General features: G+C 36.7%; 17 protein-coding genes and 2 riboswitches. Of the genes, 2 read left to right on the forward strand and 15 right to left on the reverse strand.

Annotated elements, in window-relative coordinates; translation table 11 throughout:
• Window positions 1–136: 136 nt before the first annotated feature.
• The 14 genes from J7E16_RS05120 to J7E16_RS05185 form a co-directional block, all read right to left on the reverse strand.
• The gene (locus tag J7E16_RS05120; RefSeq protein ID WP_214889475.1) at window positions 137–3,010 is read right to left on the reverse strand and encodes a DEAD/DEAH box helicase; all 2,874 of its coding nucleotides are present in this window, start codon (window positions 3,008–3,010) and stop codon (window positions 137–139) included.
• Entirely contained in the window at window positions 3,007–3,408 is a 402-nt protein-coding gene (locus J7E16_RS05125) for a (deoxy)nucleoside triphosphate pyrophosphohydrolase (protein WP_285439371.1), read from the reverse strand. The genes J7E16_RS05120 and J7E16_RS05125 overlap by 4 nt, the downstream gene beginning before the upstream one ends.
• A gap of 207 nt (window positions 3,409–3,615) precedes the next feature.
• Window positions 3,616–3,993 carry a DUF956 family protein gene (locus J7E16_RS05130; protein ID WP_214889479.1) on the reverse strand — a complete coding sequence of 126 codons (378 nt, stop codon included), beginning with the start codon at window positions 3,991–3,993 and terminating at the stop codon, window positions 3,616–3,618.
• Window positions 3,994–4,138: 145 nt separating this feature from the next.
• Complete coding sequence (locus J7E16_RS05135; protein WP_214889483.1) at window positions 4,139–5,050, reverse strand: PTS system mannose/fructose/sorbose family transporter subunit IID; 912 nt, start codon at window positions 5,048–5,050, stop codon at window positions 4,139–4,141.
• Window positions 5,051–5,071: 21 nt separating this feature from the next.
• Window positions 5,072–5,872 (reverse strand): PTS mannose/fructose/sorbose transporter subunit IIC, encoded by an 801-nt coding sequence (locus J7E16_RS05140; protein WP_214889486.1) that lies wholly within the window; start codon window positions 5,870–5,872, stop codon window positions 5,072–5,074.
• A gap of 25 nt (window positions 5,873–5,897) precedes the next feature.
• The gene (locus J7E16_RS05145; RefSeq protein ID WP_214889489.1) at window positions 5,898–6,887 is read right to left on the reverse strand and encodes a mannose/fructose/sorbose PTS transporter subunit IIA; all 990 of its coding nucleotides are present in this window, start codon (window positions 6,885–6,887) and stop codon (window positions 5,898–5,900) included.
• A gap of 367 nt (window positions 6,888–7,254) precedes the next feature.
• Complete coding sequence (locus J7E16_RS05150; RefSeq protein WP_214889492.1) at window positions 7,255–7,920, reverse strand: HAD family hydrolase; 666 nt, start codon at window positions 7,918–7,920, stop codon at window positions 7,255–7,257.
• A gap of 9 nt (window positions 7,921–7,929) precedes the next feature.
• Window positions 7,930–8,391 carry a 6,7-dimethyl-8-ribityllumazine synthase gene (ribH, locus tag J7E16_RS05155; protein ID WP_214889495.1) on the reverse strand — a complete coding sequence of 154 codons (462 nt, stop codon included), beginning with the start codon at window positions 8,389–8,391 and terminating at the stop codon, window positions 7,930–7,932.
• Window positions 8,392–8,442: 51 nt separating this feature from the next.
• A complete protein-coding gene (locus J7E16_RS05160) occupies window positions 8,443–9,636 on the reverse strand; it encodes a bifunctional 3,4-dihydroxy-2-butanone-4-phosphate synthase/GTP cyclohydrolase II (RefSeq protein WP_214889498.1) in 1,194 nt (397 codons plus the stop codon).
• Between the two features lie 18 nt (window positions 9,637–9,654).
• Window positions 9,655–10,308 carry a riboflavin synthase gene (locus J7E16_RS05165; RefSeq protein WP_214889501.1) on the reverse strand — a complete coding sequence of 218 codons (654 nt, stop codon included), beginning with the start codon at window positions 10,306–10,308 and terminating at the stop codon, window positions 9,655–9,657.
• A 24-nt stretch (window positions 10,309–10,332) separates the two neighbouring features.
• Entirely contained in the window at window positions 10,333–11,406 is a 1,074-nt protein-coding gene (gene ribD / locus J7E16_RS05170; RefSeq protein ID WP_214889584.1) for a bifunctional diaminohydroxyphosphoribosylaminopyrimidine deaminase/5-amino-6-(5-phosphoribosylamino)uracil reductase RibD, read from the reverse strand.
• Between the two features lie 142 nt (window positions 11,407–11,548).
• Window positions 11,549–11,663: riboswitch (FMN riboswitch) on the reverse strand.
• Between the two features lie 154 nt (window positions 11,664–11,817).
• Window positions 11,818–11,933, reverse strand: a riboswitch (FMN riboswitch).
• Window positions 11,934–12,051: 118 nt separating this feature from the next.
• Window positions 12,052–13,650: an ABC transporter permease gene (locus J7E16_RS05175; protein WP_214889504.1), complete on the reverse strand. Its 1,599-nt coding sequence runs from the start codon at window positions 13,648–13,650 to the stop codon at window positions 12,052–12,054.
• A 2-nt stretch (window positions 13,651–13,652) separates the two neighbouring features.
• Entirely contained in the window at window positions 13,653–14,567 is a 915-nt protein-coding gene (locus J7E16_RS05180; RefSeq protein WP_214889507.1) for an ABC transporter ATP-binding protein, read from the reverse strand.
• A 63-nt stretch (window positions 14,568–14,630) separates the two neighbouring features.
• Window positions 14,631–15,815: a CapA family protein gene (locus J7E16_RS05185; RefSeq protein WP_214889509.1), complete on the reverse strand. Its 1,185-nt coding sequence runs from the start codon at window positions 15,813–15,815 to the stop codon at window positions 14,631–14,633.
• Between the two features lie 254 nt (window positions 15,816–16,069).
• On the opposite strand from J7E16_RS05185, the gene J7E16_RS05190 reads away from it, so the two are divergent.
• Window positions 16,070–16,474 carry a zinc-ribbon domain-containing protein gene (locus tag J7E16_RS05190; protein ID WP_214889512.1) on the forward strand — a complete coding sequence of 135 codons (405 nt, stop codon included), beginning with the start codon at window positions 16,070–16,072 and terminating at the stop codon, window positions 16,472–16,474.
• Window positions 16,475–16,515: 41 nt separating this feature from the next.
• On the opposite strand, the gene J7E16_RS11500 is transcribed toward J7E16_RS05190, so the two are convergent.
• Window positions 16,516–16,638 (reverse strand): hypothetical protein, encoded by a 123-nt coding sequence (locus tag J7E16_RS11500; RefSeq protein ID WP_285439373.1) that lies wholly within the window; start codon window positions 16,636–16,638, stop codon window positions 16,516–16,518.
• Window positions 16,639–16,981: 343 nt separating this feature from the next.
• Between J7E16_RS11500 and J7E16_RS05195 the strand changes: the two genes are divergently transcribed.
• A complete protein-coding gene (locus J7E16_RS05195; protein WP_214889517.1) occupies window positions 16,982–17,461 on the forward strand; it encodes a DNA-deoxyinosine glycosylase in 480 nt (159 codons plus the stop codon).
• Window positions 17,462–17,609: the final 148 nt, after the last annotated feature.

Raw genomic sequence — 17,609 nt, forward strand, 5'->3', positions numbered from 1 at the left:
TTCTGGAATAAGCGATTTTACTTATACCTCAGAAGCTTCTCAATTTACCCATTTATCAATTAAAAGTTATAATATATCTTTTATACTAATGGAAACGATACCTTTTATGCAATTTTAATCCCATTATTTTGTACTGTTACTCTTGCCCAGCTTCTAAATAACGGTATAGGTTACTATCCATTGGTGTTATAAATTTTAGAAGCATTTCAACAACTTTTTTCTTGCCACCATTTTGAACAGGTTTTTCTAATTCAACAATAGACTCTTTTAACGGTATCACTTCACCTAAATAATAAAACTCAGTTCCTTCATTATCTGATTTTTTGGCAAAAACGCGTATATTCCAGTCATCTGGGTGCATTAATTTTTGAACTTCAGGGGAGTTCATCGTTCTAGGCGCTTTTGTGAACCACTTCATTGTTGAAGTATCCAATAGTTCATCTTCATAAGCCATTTGTGCCCCTGAAAAATTCTCTCCTTTTTTGAGCGTTACAAAAATAACAAATTCTCCTTTGCTTGCTGTATACCCACCAATATTTTGATCAACCATTTGTTTTTCCCAGTTCAATAGACGCAGGACATCTTTTCGCTTATATTTTTGATAGCGTGTTAATGGCTCTGAAGAATTATAGCTTGTTGACTTGAGTTGTCCAGTTAAAAGAATATCTGTCATCAAATGGGTAAAGTAATCATTTGTCATTGCTTGTTTAAACAAAAACGATAAACCGACTTGATCATTCGTCTTCTCAATAAATGATTGTCCTTTATAAGTGGAAGCAATCGAACCGGTATAAAAGTCCAAACTTAATGTATTTAAAACAGAATTCACCATTTCATCAGTTGCTAGGACACCGTGCTGTTCAAACAACTGATGAATTTCTTCTAATGTCAGATTTTTTTCAGGCTCACTCATCATTTTTTGTAATAAAATTAATTCTTGTTTACGCATCCCAGGTAAGAGTTCGCGTGAAGCAATCGTTAAAAATCGATTTTCCATTTGGCAAAGGATTCCTTCATTTTGTTTGATATTAGCTAAAAAGTCATAATAGCTCGTCTTTTTATTGGCTATCAAGACAGGATCTAACGTTTTTTGTTCTTGAAAGTCTTTCAGGTATGGTACTCGTCCAAGACGGTTGAAGAGCAGTTCAAAGGTCTTTTTTAATTCGCTCATGCTATCCATCGATACTTGATTGATTGACGAGAAAATGTGTTGTTTTGCAATTCTTTCAAAATTCACAGAGGAAACGCCTGAAATAAAATTGGTATCAAATGTGTCTTTACGTAAATTATTCTTATCTCTGGACATATCTCCAGACAACGCCATTGGAATCATATAATTATTTTTATAGTTACCGATAAAATCAATCACAGTGACATATTCTTTTGAAGAATCTTTTCTTAAACCACGCCCTAATTGTTGGATAAAAATAATGTTGGAGGCTGTATTTCGAAGCATTACCACTTGATTGATTTTTGGAATATCAATACCTTCATTAAAAATGTCCACGGTAAAGATGTATTCAATTTCGCCATTTTCTAACCGTTGAACTTGTTTTTCTCGTTCGTCTAACGAATGATCTCCAGAAAGATAAGAACTAGGATGGTATTTTTCCGTGAATAATAAGGCTAAAGCCTTGGCTTCTTGTTTACGACTGCAAAAAACTAATCCTTTGGGCGTATTACCAGAACAACCATAGTAATCAAGTTTTTCTAATAAATAAGTAGTCCGTTCTTCTTCAATTAGATTCTTCAAATCGGTGGCTTCAGATATCAGTTCACCATTTTTTTCATAATCCGTGACCCCAAAATAATGAAATGGACAAAGCATTTCTTCTTCTAACGCTTCTTGAAGACGGATCTCATAAGCAATATTGTAATCAAATAATTCGAAAACATTAAACCCATCCGTTCTTTCTGGCGTTGCAGTCATTCCTAATAAAAAATCCGGTTGAAAATAATCTAGTACTCTATGATAAGATTGAGCTCCAGCTTTATGAACTTCATCGATCAATATGTAGTCAAAGTGATCTTTAGCAAACTGTTGTAGAACAAGATCTTTTGAAATCGTTTGGATCGTTGCAAACAAATAATTTGCACTTATTTCTTTTTTATTTCCAGAAAGAATACCAAAATTTTCTTTATTCCCACCAATAATTCTTTGATAGTCACTTTTTGCTTTATTCAAAATTTGTTCTCTGTGGACTATAAACAAGACTCGTTTTGGTTTAGCCTGCAAGACATCAAAAGCCGATAAATAAGTCTTACCAGTTCCTGTAGCAGAAATGACCAATCCTTTTTTTGCTCCAGTTTCTCTTAATTCTTTCAAATTATTCAATGCCATTTTTTGCATTTTATTCGGTGTGATATAGGCGATTCCTTCATCAGTTAATGTCTGTTCCTGAATATTGTTTACTTCTCTAGAAAAAGTCATAGGTTGATAAGTTTTTTTATAATTACGAATCCATTCATGCGTCAGCCTTTGAGCTTCTTGCCATTCTTGATCCATATGCACTTGTATCTCTCGCAACATTTGACCATGTTCGTACGACGTTAATCGAACATTCCATTCGTAATTGATTTTTAATGCACTCATCGTTAAATTCGAACTGCCGATGATAAAAGAATGGAACCCTTGTTGCTTAAAAAGGTAGCCTTTAGAATGAAATCCTTGTTGCTTTGAAATACGTACTTCTATATTCGGTATCTTTAATAAATCTTCAAAGACAGCCGGTTGGTTGAATGCTAAGTAAATTGAAGTCACTATTTTTCCTTTGATTCCCTGTGTATGTAAATCTGCTAGTTTGGTTTTTAATGCTGCTAATCCAGCTTGAGTTAAAAAAGCTACAGAGAAAAAGAATTCATCACAAGAATCTAATTCATTTTGTAACACATTTAGCATAAACTGTTTGTTCTTTGAGTCATTAATAATAAATTTTGGATCATACAAAGAAGCTCCAACTTTATGATCAACGAAAGCTTTTTTCAAAGATTGCTCTAAAATATCCGTCATAAGCTTACCTTTTCTTTCATTAATTTTTCAACTGCTGGTATATCTGCTGGTGCCCATTGTAAGCTATTTAGTTCTACTGGCTTTAACCATTCCACTGCACTATGTTCAGTCAACTGTGGCACACCTTTTTTCAGACTACAAATGAAGGTTGTTAAGTTTACTAATCCGAAATCATATTGGTAGCTGGTTACTTCAAATTGTTTAGCTTGGACCTCTACTTCGATCCTTAATTCTTCTCTTAATTCGCGAATCAAAGCCTCATGAGGCGTTTCACCGACTTCAATTTTACCGCCAGGAAATTCCCACATGTGTCCCAGAGATTTATCTTCTCCTCTTTGTGCACACAAAACCATACCATTCTTTATGATGATAGCACCTACAACATTTATAGCTTTCAATAGATTCACTTCTTCCTTTTTATTTCATATTCTCATTTTATCATTAGCGTTCTTAACTTTAAAGATCAAGTTACTAGAAAAAAACTACTTATATAAGCAAACGATTCTTTTTTATTCTATTGCAGATATGAATAAATCCACAAAAAAAGCCTAGAACTCAAAAGTTCTAGGCAAAAAGTATCAATCAATAAGTAGATTGGATTGGCTTTATTTTTTCTTTTTAAAAATTGACTTAGCAGCGCGTTTCATAACATCCATGAAACTTAAGGACTGTACCATATGACTTGGCTCTACATATTTTTGGATAGCTCGAAGAACTTTCTTAGGATCTTTAGAAGAAAAAGTAAACGTTCCTGATTTCTTCGTTTCAATCGCATAACGTGGGATCCATTTCCCCTTAAATACCACAGAGGCGATAACTTTTTCTACTTCTTCCCACGGGATTTGGATATATTTACGAGCGTCACGGGCATTAAAAAATTCGAACCCATTATCACCAATCATAATTTTCCCATAGTCTGTTAATCCCGTAAAAGCGGTGGCATCTATTACCAAGTCTACCTGTGTATTAATTGATTCAACCATTCTATCCGCTCCATTTCTTTAACTTGTTATATTCATTATACGTTGTTTCAAATGATTTAGGCAATATAAAAAGTGGCTGAGAGAATCCCAGCCACTTTTTATATTGAGACTATTAGCGCTTCACAGATTTCAAATATACTTTATATTATAGAAGTCCGATTACATGTCCAACAATTCCGACTACGAATAAGCCAAGAATAATTACGATTGGGCTAACTTTTTTCTTAAGCAACCACATACAACCCATTGTTAAAGCTAATGCAGCTAAACCTGGGATCAATTGATCCAAGTTGTTTTGTAAAGTTGTTACTTTAGTACCTGAAAGTGCCAATCCTGAGTTTACTTGTTCAAAAGCTTGACGAACACCTTCACCGCCATTAGGAAGTTCATCCCATACAATAAATGCTCCATCGTCTAATTGAACTTCAGAAACAACTGGTTTGAAACTAATCGATACCCAACGCTGTACCAGTGATGCCAGTACGAACATACCTAGAATTGATGCACCTTTTGTAATATCTTGTAATAATCCGCCTGAAAGATCATCAGTGATTTTAGAACCAGCTGTATAGCCAAGTTCTTGTGTATACCACATGAATCCCCAACGAATTAGGTTCCAAGCTACGAAGAAAATGATTGGTCCAAGAATACTTCCACCCATTGCTAATGATGCTCCTAGAGCACCTAACATCGGACGTACAGTAAACCAGAAGACTGGATCGCCAACACCGGCTAAAGGACCCATCATCCCAACTTTAACCCCTTGAATTGCTACGTCATCAACTGGTGCGCCATTAGCACGTTCTTCTTCAAGTGCTAATGTAACTCCAAGAATTGGTGAAGCAATATATGGGTGAGTATTAAAGAATTCCAAGTGACGTTTTAACGCTGCTGCTCGGTCCTCTTGAGTTGAATATAATTTTTTAATTGCTGGGATCATTGCATATGCCCAACCACCATTTTGCATACGTTCATAGTTCCAAGAACCTTGGATGAACGTTGAGCGCCATGCTACGGATAAGCGATCTTTTTTTGTTAACTCAATTTTTTCTGCCATGTCTCTTCTCCTCCTTCGGAATTAATAATCGTTTAAGATATCGCCTAGTGGGTCACCTGAGCTGCTTCCGCCGCCATTTGATGAGCCTCCCATTTTAGAAAGGTTCAAGTAAATTAGAGCAAGAGCTACGCCAATTGCACCAAGAGCAATAAGTGTTAGTTGTGAAATAGCTGCTACTACAAAACCGATAATGAAGAACGGCCATACTTCTCTTGTTGCCATCATGTTGATTACTAATGCATAACCAACCGCAACAACCATTCCTCCACCAATTGCCATACCTTCAGTTAACCATGCTGGCATTGACTCTAAGAAAGATTGAACAGTTTGTGCTGGGATGAATAAAAGTGCTGCTGCAGGAATTGCAATACGAACTCCTTGCATAGCTACTGCTGATAGATGTAACATTTCGATTTTTCTGAAATTACCATCTTCAGCTGCGCTATCCATTAAATGTACGATAGGTACAGCTAATGTACGAACAACCATTGTTAAGAAAAGTCCTGCTACTGCAAGTGGAACCGCAATTGCGATCGCTGCTGGAACTCCGGCAACGCCTTGTCCACCTAATACTAAAATAATTGCTGATGCAACTGATGCTAATGCAGCATCTGGTGCTACGGCTGCTCCGATGTTTGCCCAACCAAGTGCAATCATTTGAAGCGTTCCGCCAAGAACAATACCTGCTGTCAAATTACCAGTTGCTAAACCGATTAATGTACATGCCACTAGTGGTTGATGGAATTGGAATTCGTCTAAAATCCCTTCCATACCTGCTAGGAAAGCAATAAGAATTACTAGAACCATTGATATAATACTCATAATAGGCCTCCTATTTAATTTATTTTTATTTTACTGCACGTGATAATTCATTTTTTGCTTTTTTAATAAGGTCTTCCATATTAGCGCTAGAATCATTTGGTACTTTACGTACATCAAATTTAATGCCTTTTGCTTTCATTTCTTCAAAAGCTTTTACATCTTCTTGTCCCATAGAAAGAACTTTATTAACGACAACTTTACCAACTGAATGTGCTAGAGAACCAACGTTAACTTCTTTAATGTCTACGCCGCCTTCCATAGCTCTGATAACATCTTTTGGATTTTCGAATAACAATAATGCTTTCGTATTTCCAAAACGAGGATCCTTAGAAATTTCAATCATTTTATCGATTGGAACAACGTTAGCTTTAACTCCCGGAGGTGCTGCCTGTTCGATCAATCTTTTACGAAGATCATCTTTAGCTACTTCATCTGAAACGATAAGAATGCGACTTGGTAACACAGATTTTGTCCAAGCTGTTGCTACTTGACCATGCAACAAACGAGAATCCACACGTGCCAATACTATCTTGATTTTACCGTCACCTAATACTGTACCTGGTGGGATCGAACCTTGAACTGGTGCAGCAGCTGCACTAGCAGTTGGTGCTGGTTCTAATTCTTCTGGTCTAATTCTTACGCCTTCTTTTGCTGTTTCAATAACATGTGCTGCAATTTCTTGAGCTGAAGTCATTGATAGACGAGATGCATAAGCTTCAATTACCATTGGTAAATTCAATCCAGAAACGATTGCCCATTTATCTTTGCGTTCTTCAAACAATGTGTTAGCTTGATTAAATGGAGTACCTCCCCATAGATCAACTAAGAATAATACTTCATCTTGATCGTCAAATGATGCAATTGCAGTTTTCATTTTTGCTTTTACATCTTCTGGGCCTTCACTTGGCATAAGGGTAATAGCTTTAACATTTTCTTGTTCTCCAAAAATCATTGCGCCAGATTGCAAGATGCCTTCAGCGAATTCGCCATGGCTTGCTAGTATAATTCCTACCATACTTCTACCTCCTAAATAATTTATTTCTACTTTTATAATTAGACTCGACTAACAGAATTGATTTTTTTCTTTTTATTAGTTTTTGTCTAACCTTCGAACACCTTACTAATTGCTAACACCACCGCCACCTTTCATTTGCAATCTAACCGTTTACAGTTTAGATCACTTCAATAGTATTATTAATATTGTCCATTACTTATTATAATGCAAATATCGTGCCAACTTTAGTGTATCGATCTGAAAAGCTTTAAAACCAGCATTTAAAAGCGGAACAAAAACATATTACTGATACACTAATTAGTGTATCAGTAATGTGTTTTTCGTTTTTTAACTTTTTTATCTTTAGTGTATTATTTGAATTCTAGGTTTACAACATTTTTTGTAATTCTTGGATATCATTTATTCTTATATCTGATTTCTGCAGTTCTTCTTCTGTTCCAAAACCATAATTACAGCCTATAGTAACTATATTATGGTAGTGGCCAATTTCAAAATCATGTATGCGATCTCCTACAATAAGAAATTTTTCTTTATATTGATCTCTAAATTTCTGGAAAATGTCGTATTTAGGGATATACCCAAAAGACTCTGTACAATACATATCAATGAAGTAATGATTTAACTGAAAGGCTTGCTGATGTGCTTTCATATAATCATTGCTGCAATTACTTAAAAAAATAAGTTTATATCCCTTACTGTTTAAGTAAGCCAAAGTTTCTAAAGCTTTTGGATAGAGTATCGCTTCTTTTGCAAAAGCTTTTTTTAATAAGGTTTCTCCTATGATTTTTGAAGCTGCTTTTTGGTATTCAGCAGCTAAATCAGGCATGAAGTTTTCCCACATATCTTTACTGCTATACCCTAACCATTTAGTGATTTCTTCGTCTTTCCAATCTTTTGGGACAGCCTTTTGATTATCGATCAAGTAGTTGTAAGCAATTTTAAAAGCAGCAATATAGTTTGCCGTACTATCTTGTAAAGTACCATCGTAATCAAAAACAATCGTCTGAATGTTCTTTAGTCTTGGTTCATTCATGATCAGAACTTATATAGCTTTCAGTAAATTAGCCATTTCAATGGCTGAAACAGCTGAGTCATACCCTTTATTTCCAGCTTTAGTACCAGCGCGCTCAATTGCTTGTTCAATATTATCTGTCGTTAAGACACCGAACATTACAGGTACACCTGTGTTCATTGCAGCTGTAGCTACTCCTTTTGAAACTTCAGCACACACATAATCATAGTGCGATGTAGCTCCCTTGATCACAGCTCCTAAAGTAATAATAGCATCATACTTTCCTGAAGCTGCCATTTTCTGTGCAACTAACGGGATCTCATAAGCTCCGGGTACCCAGACAACTGTGATTTCTTCCTCTAACATACCGTGTCTTTTCAACCCATCCACTGCACCACTCAATAATTTTGAACCAATAAACTCATTAAACCGTGCAACTACGATTCCTACTTTTAAATCTTTAGCAATTAATTGTCCTTCGAATACGTTCATTTTTTATTCCTCCAGTTAAGCTATTTTTTTAGTCGTGCATATTTCTTTATTTTAATAGTTCAAATAATGTTTCATTTTTTCTTGCTTGGTTTTTAGATAGGCTTCATTTTCTCTATAAGCCTCCATTTGAAGCGAGACTCTTTCCACAATATCTAAACCATATTTTTTCATACTTTCTACTTTCAGTGGATTATTGGTCATCAGACGCAGTTGAGAAACACCCAAATCATCAAAAATTTGTTTGCTTTCATAGTATTCTCGCATGTCAGCTGGGAAACCTAGCGCCAAGTTCGCTTCGATTGTATCGTATCCTTGATCTTGAAGTGCATATGCTCTTAGTTTATTGACCAATCCGATACCACGACCCTCTTGTCGCATATACACCAAAGCACCACGACCTTCATCAGCAATGTGTTTCATTGCTGCATCTAACTGTTGACCACAGTCGCATTTTTTAGAACCAAACACATCACCTGTTAAGCATTCTGAATGGATACGGCAAAGTACTGGCTCCCCATCGCTAACATCACCCATGACCAAAGCAACATGGTGTTCACCCGTAATTGCATGTTCATAGCTGTAAATCTCAAAATCGCCGTATTTGGTGGGTAATAGTGCTTTAGATTGACGGAAAACAATCTGTTCTTTGGTTTTACGATACTCAATCAAGTCGGCAATCGTACCGATTTTTAATTGATGCTCTTTGGCCAAATCCAACAACTCATTTCTCCTTGCCATTGTTCCATCTTCACTCATGATCTCACAACATAACCCAGCAGGTTGTAACCCTGCTAAACGCATCAAGTCGACTGTTGCTTCTGTATGTCCATTCCGGACCAATACACCTCCGTCAACAGCTTCTAACGGAAACATATGCCCTGGTCTTCTAAAATCTTCCGGTTTTGCATCATCGGAAACTAACCTCATAGCTGTCAATGATCGTTCCACAGCCGAAATCCCAGTTGTGGTCTCTACATGATCTACTGAAATAGTAAAAGCTGTTCCATGGTTATCTGTACTATCCAGACTCATTTGTGACAAGCCTAACTTTTTAGTATAGCTTTTGGCTATGGGCATACAGATGAGACCTTTAGCATAACTAGCCATAAAGTTCACATTAGCTGTTGTAGCAAACTCAGCAGCACAGATAATGTCTCCTTCGTTTTCTCTATCTTCATCATCTACCAGTAATATATTTTTTCCAGCTCTCAAATCGGCAAGTAATTCTTCAATTGTATTAAACATATCTCTCTCCATTCTGTTCTAAAAGAACCCATTTTCTTTTAAAAAGCCTTTCGTTACTTGACTCTTTTGAACGCGCTCTTTCGAATCTATTCCTAATAACTTTTCGACATACTTTCCGATCATATCGCATTCAAGATTGACGGTGCTCCCAGGCTGCTTCTGCAGCAAAACTGTTTCCTCTCCTGTATGCGGGATCACAGAGACTTGGAAAGACTGGTTATCCACAGTCACGACCGTCAAGCTTACACCATCAATAGCTATGGAGCCTTTTTCAATAATGTACCGTAACAATTCAGGACTTGTTTCAACCGTGATCCAAACAGCGTTGCCATCACGTCTAAATTCTCTTATCTGACCTGTCCCGTCGATGTGACCACTAACCATATGTCCGCCAAGCCGAGTTGCCAAACTCAATGCCCGTTCCAGATTGACGTAACTTCCAGGAGCTAATTCGCCTATGTTAGTCCTTTTCAAGGATTCGGACATGACATCCGCCTCAAAAAAATCTTTTTCTATTTTTGTCACTGTCAAACAAATACCGTTTGTCGAGATACTGTCTCCGATATGCGTTCCTTGCAACACTTTTTGACCTTTAATTCTAAGAACTGAGGACTTTTCAGCTTGTTTGATTGATTTAATGATTCCCATTTCTTCAATAATTCCAGTAAACATATATTACCTCCGATCAATCGATTTTTACTTATCCATATATCCTTCCAAAAACAGATCCTCTCCGACCATCACAGCCGTCAACCGATTGATTTGGAAAGCATTTTTTAATGATAGGATACCTGCTCCTTCAACAGCCGTTTTAGCATTTTTTCCTCCGATTATTTTTGGTGCAATATAGGTTTGTATTTTGTCCACAATATTTTCTTCCAAAGCCGAAAAGTTTAAGGTAGCTCCGCCTTCCAACAGAATACTATCGATACCCATAGCACCTAATGTTCTCATTAATTCTCGTAAATTTACTCTCCCAGATTTCTCTTTGGTCATGATGACTTCAATACCCATTTGCTTTAAGCTCATTAATTTTTCTCTGTCGGCTCTTTTAGTAGTGGCGATAATTGTTTTAGCTTTATCTTGATCCGTCAATATGGTTGAAGCAATCGGGATCCTTAGCTGACTATCCACAACGATTCTGACAGGATTGTTGCTGTTTGGAATTCTAGCAGTTAATTGCGGATCATCTTTAATAACTGTTTCTACTCCTACCATGATTCCAGACAATTCATGTCGTAGGAAATGTACTTGTTTTCTAGCTTTTTCACCAGAGATCCATTGCGATTCGCCAGTCACCGTGGCGATTTTACCATCTAAGGACATCGCATTTTTCATAACGACAAAAGGTTCTTTAGTGACAATGTATTTTATAAAAATCTCGTTCAATCGTTGGCTCTCTTCTTCTAACAGACCCGAGACTACCTCAATCCCATTCTTACGAAGCCTTTCAATTCCTTTTCCAGCAACTAGCGGATTTGGATCGAGTGTTCCCACGACTACCCGCTTAATTTTCTTATCTATCAGTAAGTCTGAACAGGGAGGAGTCTTCCCAAAATGGGAACAAGGTTCTAGTGTGACATATAGCGTTGCTCCGCTCACATCTTCTTTTGTTGATGCGATAGCATTTACTTCCGCATGTGGCTGTCCATATTTTTCGTGATAGCCTTGTCCGATAATTCTTCCATCTTTCACGATCACAGCTCCAACTAAGGGATTCGGGGCTGTCCAGCCTTTGCCTTTTTTTGCTAGGCCCAGTGCCATTCTCATATATAGTTCATCCAACACTCTCACTCCATTCAAAATAAAAAAGCCCAAAGAATTAATTCTCAGGGCTTTTGTCATTTTTGTTTGCAAGGCTCAACAAATAAATCCGCATACACTGTACTCGGTTACTTTTGAACTCTTTAAACTTTGTCTTCGCTTTATCCAGACTATACTGTCGGCTTCGGAATTTGACCGAATCTGCCTTACGGCTCGTGGGCTTTACCACCGGTAGGGACTTGCACCCTGCCCTGAAGACTATTCAATTTTTACAACTCTACACAAAAAAGCCCCAGACTTTTACATCCAGGGCTTCGACTTATGGCTAAATAAGACTATTTAATAGCTGCTTAATAAACTAATGATTCCCATAAATCTTAAAATAAGACCTCAGTTATCCAAGTTTTTCTGCAATCGATTTGTCTTCGCTTTATCCAGACTATACTGTCGGCTTCGGAATCTGACCGAATCTGCCTTACGGCTCGTGGGCTTTTACCACCGGTAGGGACTTGCACCCTGCCCTGAAGACTATTTAATTTTATAAGGTAAGAGTATCTTGAAATACAGTATATGTCAATATTTTTTCAGTTTTAATTTTCTGACACCTTTGTTAAGGAGCAAAATGTGCAGCCACAACTAACTTTGGCTCTGTTAGATATCTCTTTTATTGTAGCCTATAAACCCGACGCCAGAAAGAACTATACCTACTATACTCAACGTGCTCAAAGGAAACCAAGCAAGTTCTTCATTTGGAAGTTGCGGTATGTGGTAGAAAGCTGATAAATTATTCAACCACGCTGGAAATTCGAGTAGGTTGCCCAGATAAAGGACTAAAAAGGTAAAAAATACGTAGGACCAAACTAAAATCGCTCCCTTAGGGAAAGCTCCTACTAGTAATGTCGTTAAACCCAGCACCACCCAAATAGCTGGAATATAGACAAGTGAAGCCATTAAAATGGTCCCTAAATCAATACTTTTTTCCATTACTTGACTTGCCGAAGCATACAGCCCTAGTCCAATCAACAATTGCATCACTATTGCTGTAAAAAAAGCTACGGCATAGCGACTACCCAAAATTTTATTGCGAGAAACAGCTCGGCTATAAAAGTTGTCCGTTCGTCCTTGCCTTTCTTCTTTTTTTAATTTTAACAAGATAGAAATGCCAGGAATAGCTGCAAAAACAGACACGATACCGATCAATAATGTGACAAATTGTTCTGTCATAGAAGCAGTCGTACTATCTGATAAAATCCCTTGGACCAATTCAAAGTCTGAGAAGTAAGTTTCTAAGTCTCCTAAAATGGCACCGTAAGCAATACTCATTAAAAAAATACCAATAGCCCATGAAATAATGGTTCCTTTTTCTAACCGCCAAGTTAAACCAATCTGGCTTTTTAAAAAAGATGAGGCCTGGATTTTTCCTTTTCGATCAGGCAGCAGCCCCGCGTTGATATCTCTTTTATGATCCAGATAAAAGGCACCTACCAATAAAACTGTAGCTCCACAGACCAAAGCAATAACCGGCCACCATTCGTTTCCAGCAAATACATTTGTTCGAACAGTCCATCCTAAAGGAGAAAATAAAGACAATGTCTCATTACTGACATCTCCGATTGCTCTTATGATATAAGCTGTTATCAATGCTCCAAAAGAAATAGCTATCGCTCCTCTTGTCGTTTGTGCAACTTGTGCAGCAACCGTTGCAACTCCTGCAAAGAATAAGCCTGTACTTGCAAGAGCAGCACTATAGAGCAAAGAAGATTCTAAATAAAACACTTCTTGGTCAACTAATTCTAAACCTGTCGATAGAAGTATGAATACTAAGATGTTTACAATTGCCATCAGTATTGCAGCAGCTGATAAATAAGACAACCGTCCAACTGGTAAAGCTCGAATGAGTTCCAAACGGCCTTCTTCTTCATCCATTCTCGTACTTGAGGTGACAAGCAAGATATTCATAATACTCACTGCAATAGCCGAAAACAGCAATAATTCACTTGCAAAGATTGTTCCCAGATTAAATGATTCAATCTCATAAGCCTTTCCCAGCATAGCTACCATAGCTGGATTTTGCATCGTTAAGCCAAATTCAACGATTTCTTTTTGACCTGTATATATAGTTGTATAGGCCGTTAAGGATACCATTGAAACACTAACCAAACCGATTATCCACAAGCTGATTTTCAATCTATTCCGCTGAAAAAGCAGTCGTATGATTCGAGTTGTTCCTTTAAATAACTGAGCGACCATTATTAGACACCTTCCTTTGTGGCGCTTAATTTCTCACTATCTCCTTTGTAGTGACGGATAAATAGATCTTCCAGCGTTGGCGGACCACTTTCAAGCTTTAAAACGCCGAATTGGCTGATATGACTAATAATTTTTGCCATTTCTTCATTATCTACCTGGAACGCCCAACCCGCTTTTGTATGGATGACATCATGTACCCCTTTTAAATCGGACAATCCAGTCAGCGTCTCCCGCGTTTCAACGATCAATTTTGAGCGTATCAAATGGCGCATTTGGGATAGAGTCCCTGTTTCAATCAATTCACCTTCGCGAATAATAGCTACCCGATCGCATAATTTCTCAACTTCTGAAAGAATATGGCTCGATAATAAGACGGTCTTTCCTTGTCGTTTCACTTCTAAAATACACTCCTGAAAAATACGCTCCATTAGCGGGTCCAATCCTGCAGTTGGTTCATCAAGAATATATAGATCAGCATCTGACGCAAAAGCTGCGATCAAGGCTATTTTTTGTCGATTCCCCTTTGAATATGCCCGACATATTTTCGATGGATCCAGTTTAAACAGTTGGATCAGCTCATCACGCCGATTTTTATTGCCATTACCACGCATAGTTAAAAATAAATCAATCACTTCACCACCGGTTAGATTAGGCCATAGATCAGCCTCACCCGGAACATACGCTATTCTTTTATGAATTTCTACAGCATCTTTCCAGGCATCTTTGCCAAAAATCGTCACTTGTCCTTCATTAGGTTTTAACATCCCTAACAACACACGGATAGTTGTGGATTTACCAGCACCATTTGGACCAATAAAGCCATATATTTCACCTTCATTTATGGATAGATCTATTTTTTTCAAAGCTGTAAATTTCCCAAATCGTTTAGTCATTCCTTTTACTTCTACGACACTCATTTTCACTCCTCCTGCTGCTCCAATTCTTGATTGGCGGTATCAATCACAATTATTATGTTAGTTTTATTTTAAAAACTCAGCATCAATGATCGTTCCGGTCGTTTGCTGTAAAGACTCTTTAGAAATTTGATTTCCTTGAGAGCTGTTAAGTGTGTGCTGACTAGCCAGTTCTTCAGTATAATCAGCTAACGGATAGATTTTGAAGCCTCTTCTTGAATCAACACTATCAGTATTATTGCCTTTGTAATGCATCACTACCCCATCCCATTTGACATTTTCAATAGCTTTTTCTTCTTCGGTCAGGACGAAATCAAATGAAATCATTCCACCCAACATATTATTTTCAGTTCCAGTTGACATAGCGGAAAGAAAGTTACCCAATGAGTAAACGACCAATGTCTGATTGCCGTTTTCCCCTTCCATCCACTCAACCGGTTGGATCACGTGAGGATGGGTCCCAATCACAACATCCACTCCTAGATCTGTAAACAATTGAGCATATTGTTTTTGAAATTCATTTGGTTCAAGCATGTGCTCCTCGCCCCAATGTGCAGATACGATGACGAAATCACTAACTTGCTTTGCTCGTTCAATATCTTTAGTGATCAACGCTTCGTCAAAATAATTCAATCGGTAAGAGACATCTGGCTCAATTCCATTAGTGCCATATGTATAGGCTAAAAATGAAAAAGTTACGCCGTCACGTTCAATAACCTGAATAGCATCACGCTCTTCTTGGGAATCAAATACTCCTGTGAAGACCATGTTCTCCTGTTCATTCCATATTTCCAAAGTATTCAAAACACCTTTTTCGCCTTTATCTAATGAATGATTGGATGCTCCGTTGACTAAATCAAAACCCAATTCATTTAAATTTCCCGCCATGTCGCTAGGTGTATTAAACGCTGGATAGCCAGAAAAACCGAATTCATCCCCGCCCAACAGTGTCTCCTGATTAATAAAGGCTAAATCTGCAGCTTCGATTTCGTTTGCTACATTTTCAAACATAGGTTTAAAATCGTAGGTCCCATCTTCTAACTGTGCTTCTTCAAATATCCCTGTATGGATCAGGTTATCCCCTACTCCCATAAAGGAAACTCTTTTTTCTTCGCTTGGCTGGTCTTCCGATTCAACTGATGCCTCACTGGTATAAACGATTTCTGATGAGGCTTGCTCAGAATTTTCACTAACGTCATTTGCACACCCGCTTACGATCAATGCAGCTAATAAGAATCCAATTTTTTTCATGTTTTTTCTCCTTCTCAGACGAATTTTTTGATCATTCTCTTAATTTTTTCACTTACTCATTAAATATCATTAGCTCTCTATTCAAAATAATCGTAAGCGGTTTCTTTCTAAATGTAAAGCTTTATAAGCGCTCTATTATAAGAACAGATTTATTATTACAATCAGACTAAAGATGGTCGCTCGATTTTTTACAGCATGTTACACTATTGGTCAGTACTTTTATGGAAAAACAGAGAAAGAGGCGACAATATCAAATGAAAAAATTGAAAATTGGATTCCAAAAATTTATGATTGGCAGATATGGCATCGATAAGCTGTCAAACTATTTGCTTTACGGAGGACTTGCTATTGTTGTCTTATTTAATTTACTAAATTGGCCAATCGGCGGTTTCTTTGGATGGATAGCTGTCATTCTAGGTTACTATCGAACCTTTTCTCGTAACCGATCAACACGGTATCAGGAGAATCAAAAATTTCTAACCTTCAAACGAAGGATCGATAGCATAAGGAGAAAACAACTTAAAAAAATTCAGGAGCGAAAAGTATATAAATACTATTCTTGTCCTAACTGTCATAAAAAATTGCGTGTCCCGCGAAAAAAAGGAAAAATCACAATCAAATGCCCTCACTGCAAAAAGCAATTCACTAAAAAAACTTAACGGTTCTCTTAAGCGATATTCCTCTAGAAACAGCAGCCCATTTAACCGTTTGCCAGACTTTTCGGCAAATCAAATCGGGCTGCTGTTTTTTGCTGTAAAAAAATCTTTCTAACTCCTAAAATACATTCTGTGATATTTTGTGACTTAATTGCCGGAGTTTCCAATCGAATCCTTCCTTTTTTTACAATTATATCCTGTACTTTCCTTTAATAAAAAAATTCCCTATAAAATTACAGCATAATTTCTTTAAATAAAAAAATAATTTTCTTTTAAATAATAGAACGTATCTCCTACACTAGCTCCACCCTTTCCAACCCCAATTTGAATTTATGTGTCAGTTAAACTATCTATTTTAAGTGCAAGTTCATAATAAACAAATCCTGTTAAAACAGCATTAACTCTATAGGAATTCACAATTTTTTACTATACAATTGAAAGATACTGATTCATTTTTTACATATAGCGGTTGTCTAAACTAAAAAAATTTACTATTAAGGAGTATAACTTATGAAGATTGGTTTAGAAGCAATTTATGATAAAAACACTAAAATTTTAATACTCGGCAGTGCTCCAAGTGTGAAGTCGTTAGAATTGCAACAATACTATGCGAATAAAGGCAATCAATTTTGGAAAATTATTGCTGAGTGCCTTAACACTACTGATCCAATCGACTATGAAAAACGATTGGATCTGCTAGTACAAAATCAAATTGGTTTATGGGATATTTATAGTCATTTTGATAAGATTGGGAGTTCAGATAGTAACTTTAAACAAACGAAATTAAATAATTTTGAGACATTACTTTCAGTAGTATCGATTAAACTCATTATTGCAAATGGAGACAAAGCTTATCAAGAAATTATAAAATCAACTATTTTTGAGGATTATACTGTTATAAAGTGTTTATCTACCAGTGGTGCAAATAATGGCAAAGCACAAGAAAGAAAAATAGAATGGAAAAAGACTCTCCAAAGACTTTTGGATTAAGTGAATATGAAGCCTTTCAAGTAGAAAATGCCCTTATTAACTTTTGTAAATTAAATGATGGCCAAAAAGACAAAACATCTTTAAATGATGTTTTGTCTTTTTTATATTTAAAACTAATTAATACACATCAAACTATTAAGAGACTCAC

The sequence above is a fragment of the Carnobacterium sp. ISL-102 genome (assembly GCF_018612935.1).
In the GTDB taxonomy this organism is placed as follows: Bacteria; Bacillota; Bacilli; order Lactobacillales; family Carnobacteriaceae; genus Carnobacterium_B; species Carnobacterium_B alterfunditum.